At 64.8% G+C, this 7544-nt stretch carries 6 protein-coding genes; 5 read left to right on the top strand and 1 reads right to left on the bottom strand.

The genetic code is table 11. The features are described from left to right. The first annotated feature begins 196 nt into the window (after nt 1-196). Together EOA60_RS11875 and EOA60_RS11880 are read left to right on the top strand one after the other, a co-directional pair. On the top strand, nt 197-649 hold the full coding sequence (locus EOA60_RS11875; RefSeq protein ID WP_067324182.1) for a DoxX family protein: 453 nt from the start codon (nt 197-199) through the stop codon (nt 647-649). 158 nt (nt 650-807) lie between these two features. Next, complete coding sequence (locus EOA60_RS11880; protein WP_067324180.1) at nt 808-1791, top strand: complex I NDUFA9 subunit family protein; 984 nt, start codon at nt 808-810, stop codon at nt 1789-1791. Nucleotides 1792-1818: 27 nt separating this feature from the next. Here the strand turns inward: EOA60_RS11880 and EOA60_RS11885 are convergent, their stop codons facing one another. Continuing rightward, nucleotides 1819-3189 (bottom strand): cytochrome P450, encoded by a 1371-nt coding sequence (locus EOA60_RS11885; protein WP_067324178.1) that lies wholly within the window; start codon nt 3187-3189, stop codon nt 1819-1821. Nucleotides 3190-3369: 180 nt separating this feature from the next. Here EOA60_RS11885 and EOA60_RS11890 point away from each other — a divergent pair, with 180 nt between their 5' ends. The 3 genes from EOA60_RS11890 to EOA60_RS11900 all read left to right on the top strand — a co-directional run. Continuing rightward, nucleotides 3370-3951, top strand: a complete 582-nt coding sequence (locus EOA60_RS11890; RefSeq protein ID WP_095777000.1) for an NADPH-dependent FMN reductase — start codon at nt 3370-3372, stop codon at nt 3949-3951. Nucleotides 3952-4198: 247 nt separating this feature from the next. Beyond that, nucleotides 4199-6670, top strand: coding sequence for a DNA topoisomerase (ATP-hydrolyzing) subunit B (gene gyrB, locus EOA60_RS11895; protein WP_095824349.1), 2472 nt, complete (start codon nt 4199-4201; stop codon nt 6668-6670). 217 nt (nt 6671-6887) lie between these two features. After that, nucleotides 6888-7544, top strand: a 657-nt coding sequence (locus EOA60_RS11900) for a hypothetical protein (protein WP_128311387.1), incomplete at its 3' end; no start/stop codon positions are given.

Raw genomic sequence — 7544 nt, forward strand, 5'->3', positions numbered from 1 at the left:
CGCCGCCTTGATACCGTCTCAGGTCAGGCCGCCTCGTTGGACCCTGTTTCGATGCGCTCACTGCCCGGAAAACCCCGCCTCGGCGGGGTTTTCTGTTTCTCACTGCGGCAATAAAACATGCGAAAGTTCGTCAGGTTTATTCTATTTGACGGAGTGGACGCCTTTGCGTCCGTCAAATCAGCAAAAAGGAGACCGCATGTTCGCCAGCACCGACACGTCCAGACCAAGGCTTATCGTTCCGGCCCTAGGCGGACTCTATGCGACGCTGAACAATGCGGCCGAAACGCTGCTGCGCGCCGTTGCCGGGGCGTTCCTCGCCATTCATGGCTCGCAGAAGATCGTCAATCCGTTTGGCGCCACGGAAATGGTCGAAGGTCTGGGCTTCTATCCTGGCGTCTTCTGGTCGCCGCTGCTCGCCTGCACCGAATTCTTCGGCGGCATTTTGATTGCCATCGGCCTCGTCACCCGCCCGGCCGCTTTCGCCGGCCTGATCGTGCTTCTGGTCACAGTATGGTTCCACTGGGTCACCATGGGCCAGGGCTTTTCGGGCGCGGAAAAGTCGCTGCTCTGGGCGGCAATCCTCGCCTTCTTCGTCATCCGAGGCGGCAACCGGCATTCGGTCGACGCGCGCATCGGCCGGGCGTTCTGAGCGGCTTTTACCCTGACGCAATTCGGCACGGAAAACCGCTCCACACTTTCCTGGAATTACTAAAAAACAAGGCGGCGGCGACCTCCGGTCGCTCTTTGCCTTTGACGCGAAACGGATTAAGAAGCGGCTCAGCCAAGCTTTTGCGCGCGGAGCCAGCCATGACCGAAATCCTGCAGACCCCCAAGCTCGTCGTCGTGTTCGGCGGCTCGGGATTCGTCGGCCGTCATGTCGTTCGCGCGCTCGCCAAGCGCGGCTATCGCATCCGGGTCGCCTGCCGGCGGCCCGACCTTGCCGGCCATGTGCAGCCGCTCGGCAATGTCGGCCAGATCCAGCCGGTGCAGGCCAATGTGCGCGTGCGCTGGTCGGTCGACCGCGCCGTTCAGGGCGCCGACCACGTCGTCAATCTCGTCGCCATACTGCATGAGAGCGGTCGGCAGAAATTCGGCTCCGTGCACGAGTTCGGCGCGCGCGCCGTCGCCGAGGCCGCGCGATCGGTCGGCGCCGGCCTCGCCCATATATCGGCGCTCGGCGCCGACCTCAACTCGCCGTCGGGATATGCCCGCACCAAGGCTCTCGGCGAGAAAGCAGTGTTCGAGACGGTGCCCGACGCCGTCGTCTTGCGGCCCTCGATCAATTTCGGACCCGAGGACGCCTTCTTCAACCGCTTCGCCAACATGGCGCGCTTCTCGCCCGTGCTGCCGCTGATCGGCGGCGGGGAGACGAAATTCCAGCCGATCTATGTCGGCGACGTTGCCGAGGCGGTGGCACGCTCGGTCGACGGCAAGGTCGAGCGTGGCCAGACCTATGAGCTCGGCGGCCCGCAGGTGTTGACCTTCAAGGAATGCATGCAGGAGCTGCTCGCCGTTATCGACCGCAGACGCCTCCTGGTGCCAGTGCCGTGGTGGGTGGCCAATATCCAAGCCTCGATCCTGCAGCTGTTGCCCAATCCGCTGCTGACCAAGGACCAGGTGCTGCAGCTGCGCGAGCACAACGTCGTCTCCGAAGCCGCCGCCAAGGCGAACAGAACGATCAATGGCCTCGGCATCCAGCCGCAGGCGATCGCCGCGATCCTGCCGAGCTATCTCTGGCGCTTCCGCGCCGCCGGCCAGTTCCAGCAGCGCCGGCCGATCGCCGACCGGTAGACTGTTCCCGATCGGGACCCGTTCCAATCAGGCGCGGCGGGAAATCTGCATCGGCAGGCCGCCCTGCGGCTGCGTGGTCAGCTTCTGCACCGGCCATGGCCGAGTTTGTGACGTTACGTCGAAACGGAAGCGCGACAACAGGATGGCCAAAGCAATGATCGCCTCCTGCATGGCGAAGCTGGCGCCGATGCAGACGCGCGGCCCGGCGCCGAAAGGCAGATACTGGAAGCGGTCGATCCGTTCGCGGTTCTCCGGATGGAAGCGCTCCGGCATGAAGGCGTCCGGCCTGTCCCATAGCTTGCGATGACGATGCACCACCCAGGGCATCACCAGCACGGCGGCGTATCTCGGGATATAGAGGCCGTTCCAGGTCTCCGGCTCGATCGGCTCGCGATTGATCGAGGGCGCCGGCGGATAAAGCCTCAGCGCTTCCTCGAAGGCGGCGCGGGTGAGCGGCATGGCGTCCAGCCACCTTGTCGGATCGGGCTCGCGCGCCAACACCGCATCGATCTCCTGCTCGACCTTGTCGCGCTCCCAAGGCGCTTCGGCGAGACAGTAGATCGTCCAGCCGAGCGCGCGCGCCGTGGTCTCGTGCCCGGCGCCGATGAAGGTGATGATGTTGTCCTCGACTTCGGCGCGGGTCAGGCCGTCCGGCCCCTCGGCTTTCAGGAGTAGCGTCAGGAAATCCTGCGGCACGCCGTCGGGATCGCGCTTCAGCCGCTCCTCGCGCATTTTCACCGTGTTGGCAACGATGTTGCGGAAATAGGCCATGGTCTTGCGGCCGCGGATGCGGGTCAGCCGCGGCAGCCATTCCGGGGCGCGCAACAGGTCGAGCGGATCGACCCGGCCCATGGTCTCGAACAGGCGGTCGATCTCCTTGGCGAAGCTGCCGGGCTCGCCGGCGATCTCGCCGGAAAACAGCGTCTCGGCCAGGATATCATAGGTGAGCATCGTCATGTCGCGGGCGACGTCGGTCGTACCGCCGGCCTCGTAGCGGGTGGCGAATTCCAGCGTGCGCTTCAGCATCGGCTCGGCGAAACCGAAGATGTGGCGCGGCGTGAACACCGGCGCCATCGCCTTGCGCGATCGCTTCCACACCTCGCCCTCGGCGGTGAGCAAGCCGTCTCGCAGGATCGGGCGCAGGATCAGCTGGCGCACCGTCGCCATCTTGTAGTTCCTGGCGTTGTCGATCAGCACGTGGCGGATGAGGCCGGGATCGTTGGCGATGACCAGCGGCCCGCCGATACCGGTCACCGAGATCCAGGGCTCGTTGTAGGTATGCTCGCCCCACAGCTCGAGCGGGTTGCGGTAGACGATGCGCATCATCTCCAGCGTCGAGGGCGGCTGGGTGCGCGGCTTCGGCGCAGGCGGCACGAAGGGGGCGGGCTTTGTGTCCATCGGATGCTCCGCTACGGCGGCAAATGTAATGCGCGGCAAAGCGGGCGTCCATGTGACCGAACGGAAAGCCCATGGAGAGACCGCCTCGCCTGAATGTGAACGGCGCCCTTCGATGGCTGCTTGTTGACGGTGACCGGTTCCTTTAGTCGCCAACGGATACCGTCAATCGAGGAGCCACCCGTGAAGCACCAGTTGAGCATCATCATCGGCAGCACGCGACCGGGACGCGCCGGACCGATCTTCGCCGAGTGGCTGGAGGGGTTCGCGCGCGAGCACGGCAAGTTCGAGCCGGCGCTCGCCGACATTGCCGCCTTCAAGCTGCCGCTGCTCGACGAGCCGCATCATCCGCGCCTGCGCAAATACGAGAACGACCACACCAAGGCCTGGTCGACGGCGATCGACGCCGCCGACGCCTTCGTGTTCGTGGCGCCGGAATACAATTATTTCGCCGCTCCGGCGATTGTTAACGCCGTCGACTATCTGCTCAAGGAGTGGCGCTACAAGCCCGCCGCCATCTTCAGCTATGGCGGGGTGTCCGGCGGCCTGCGCGCGGCACAGGCGCTGAAGCCGCTGCTGACCTCGGTCGGCGTCATGCCGATCCCGGAAGGCGTGGCGCTGCCTTCCTACAGGACCTTGCTCGACAAGGAGGGCGCGTATCATCCGAGCGAGCAGGTGCTGGGCGGCGCCAAGGCCATGCTGGACGAGTTGTTCCGCTGGAGCGAGGCGCTGAAGGCGCTGCGCGCCGGCCTCCGGGCGGAATAGCAGACGCCCCGATGTGACTGTTGCAAGGCCGCGCTCGGGCGCGGCTTTCGCGCCGGCATAGCCCGCTGCCCGCACCGCGCTTCCCGGTGTATCGCGCCCGGCCTGCCAACGGCCGCTCGCCAAGCCGGCAAAACGCCTGCAAACCTTGGAAAAACGGCCATTTGCGCCTATATCTAGGACATCAAAACGGCGCGATTCGGGACCATTTTTCCGCGCCGGATCAGCGACATCAATCAGACAGGTATTTATGAGCGATCAGACCGAAAGCGCCATTGGCGCGGAAGCCGAGTATGGCGCCGATTCCATCAAGGTTTTGAAGGGGTTGGACGCTGTCCGCAAGCGGCCGGGCATGTATATCGGCGACACCGACGACGGCTCGGGCCTGCATCACATGGTCTATGAGGTGGTGGACAACGCCATCGACGAGGCGCTGGCCGGGCATGCCGACCTCGTCTCGGTGACGCTCAACCCCGACGGCTCGGTGACCGTCATCGACAATGGCCGCGGGATTCCGAGCGATATCCATCCCAGCGAGGGCGTCTCGGCGGCCGAAGTGATCATGACCCAGCTGCATGCCGGCGGCAAATTCGACCAGAACTCCTACAAGGTTTCGGGCGGCCTGCACGGCGTCGGCGTCTCGGTGGTCAACGCTCTTTCGGCATGGCTCAAGCTCAAGATCCGTCGCAACGGCGAAATCTTCGAGATGAGCTTCACGCACGGCAATGCCGACGCTCCGCTGAAGGTGACCGGCACCTACGAGCAGGACAAGCGACCGGGGACCTATGAAGGCCGCAGCGGCAGCGAGATCACCTTCTTCCCGTCAGCCGAAACCTTCACCATGGTCGAATTCGACTACAACACGCTCGAGCACCGGCTGCGCGAGCTCGCCTTCCTCAATTCCGGCGTGCGCATCGTGCTGACCGACGCGCGCCATGCCGACCTCGTGCGCCACGAATTGCATTATGACGGCGGCCTAGAGGAATTCGTCAAGTATCTCGACCGGGTGAAGAAGCCGCTGATCGAGAAGCCGATCGCCATTCGCGCCGAGCGCGACGGCATCACCGTCGAGGTGGCGATGTGGTGGAACGACAGCTACCACGAGAACGTGCTGGCCTTCACCAACAATATCCCGCAGCGCGACGGCGGCACGCATCTGGCCGGATTCCGCGCCGCGCTGACCAGGCAGATCACCGGCTATGGCGAGTCCTCCGGCCAGACCAAGAAGGAAAAGGTTTCGCTCACCGGCGACGACTGCCGCGAAGGCCTGACGGCCGTTCTGTCGGTCAAGGTTCCGGATCCGAAATTCTCCTCGCAGACCAAGGACAAGCTGGTCTCCTCGGAAGTCCGGCCGGTGGTGGAAAGCCTGGTCAACGAGGCGCTGGGCACCTGGCTGGAAGAGCATCCAAGCGAAGGCAAGGTGGTGGTGGAGAAGGTGATCCAGGCGGCCGCCGCGCGCGAAGCCGCGCGCAAGGCGCGCGACATAACCCGCAAGAGCACGCTCGGCGTCACCTCGCTGCCCGGCAAGCTTGCCGACTGCCAAGAGCGCGATCCCGCGAAATCGGAAATCTTCATCGTTGAGGGCGACTCGGCCGGCGGCTCGGCCAAGGGCGGGCGCTCGCGCCAGAACCAGGCGATCCTGCCGCTGCGGGGCAAGATCCTGAATGTCGAGCGGGCGCGCTTCGACCGTATGCTCAGCTCCGACATGATCGGCACGCTGATCACGGCGCTCGGCACCTCGATCGGCAAGGACGAGTTCAACGCCGACAAGCTGCGCTACCACAAGATCATCCTGATGACGGACGCCGACGTCGACGGCGCCCACATCCGCACGCTGCTGCTCACCTTCTTCTTCCGGCAGATGCCGGAGCTGATCGAGCGCGGCCATCTCTACATCGCCCAGCCGCCGCTCTACAAAGTGACGCGGGGCAAGAGCTCGCAATATCTCAAGGACGAAAGCGCCTATGAGGAATATCTGATCGAGTCCGGGCTGGAAGAGGCTTCACTGACGCTCGCCTCCGGCGAGGTGCGGACCGGACAGGACCTGCGCGGCGCGGTCGACGACGCCTTGGCGGTGCGGCACCTGATCAACGGGCTGCACACGCGCTACAACCGCAGTGTCGTCGAGCAGGCGGCGATCGCCGGCGCGCTCAACGCCGACGTGCTCGCCGATCTCGGCCGCGCCACCGCCATGGCCGAACACGTCGCCAGGCGGCTCGACATGATCGCCGAGGAGACCGAGCGCGGCTGGAGCGGACGGCTGTCGACCTCCAATGACGGGTCGGGCGGCTATGTCTTCGAACGCACCGTGCGTGGCGTCAAGGACGCGGTCCAGCTCGATGCCGGGCTGATCAATTCGGCCGATGCGCGCCAGCTGGACCGCTATGCAGCGCGCCTGGCGGAAGTCTATGGCGAGCAGCCGGCGCTGCGCCGCAAGGAGACTTCCGAGCTCCTTTCCGGGCCGCTGGCGCTGCTCAACGCGGTGTTCGCGGCTGGCCGCAAGGGACTGACCATGCAGCGCTACAAGGGCCTTGGCGAGATGAACGCCGAACAGCTCTGGGAAACCACGCTGGATCCGAATGTGCGCTCGCTGCTTCAGGTCAAGGTGGCCGACGCGACCGACGCCGACAGCCTGTTCTCACGGCTGATGGGCGACGAGGTGGAGCCGCGGCGCGAGTTCATCCAGGACAATGCGCTGTCGGTGGCCAATCTGGATATTTGAGGACCGTGCCATCGGGCCTCTCAGCCTGCCGTCGGTCCGCCGTCCGTGGCGGATAGGGTGATCCGACCGGAACAGAAGGTCTCCTGAAACATTGTGACAGATCGATCACAACTTGTTTCAGGAGGTTTCGATGGGCCGCGGTATCTTGCTCTGGTTGCTCGGGGTTCCGATTCCGATCATCATTCTCATCATGCTTTTTGCCCGCTAGGAGGCTTCGATGCAGCCCACCCTATCGGCAACCGATGCTCCCGGTACGCTAGAATCCTCCGCCACCGCCGTCAGTTGGGGGCCGATCATCGCTGGCGCTTTCGCAGCCTCGGCTTTGACTCTCATCCTTACCTTGCTCGGCTCCGGACTCGGGCTGACGATGGTTTCGCCCTGGTCCGCGTCGAATCCTTCGGTCACCACCTTCGCAGCTACCACCGGCGCCTGGTTAATCGTCGTGCAATGGCTGTCGGCGGGCCTAGGCGGTTATCTTGCCGGGCGGTTGCGGACCAAATGGGTTGGCGTCCACACTGACGAGGTCTATTTCCGCGACACCACCCACGGCTTCCTTGCCTGGGCGCTGGCCACGTTGCTTGTCGCCGGTGTTCTCGGCTCGGTCCTGTCGGCTGCAGTTGGGACGGGCGTGCAGGCGGCATCCACTGTCGCGTCGGGCGCCGCGATGGGTGCCTCGGCAGGCGCGTCGGCAAACGCCAACGGCGCCTCGGTCGACAATGCGACATCGTATTTCGTCGACACGCTGTTCCGTCCGGCGGATGCGAGCAAGCTTGCAGCCGCCAATCCGCAAAACGACGCGGCGACCACGGCGCAAGCGTCTCGCATCCTGGTCGCAAGTGCCGCCTCCGGTGAGGTGTCGGCCGACGACAAGACC

The organism is Mesorhizobium sp. M1A.F.Ca.IN.020.06.1.1, assembly GCF_004023265.1.
GTDB lineage: Bacteria > Pseudomonadota > Alphaproteobacteria > Rhizobiales > Rhizobiaceae > Mesorhizobium.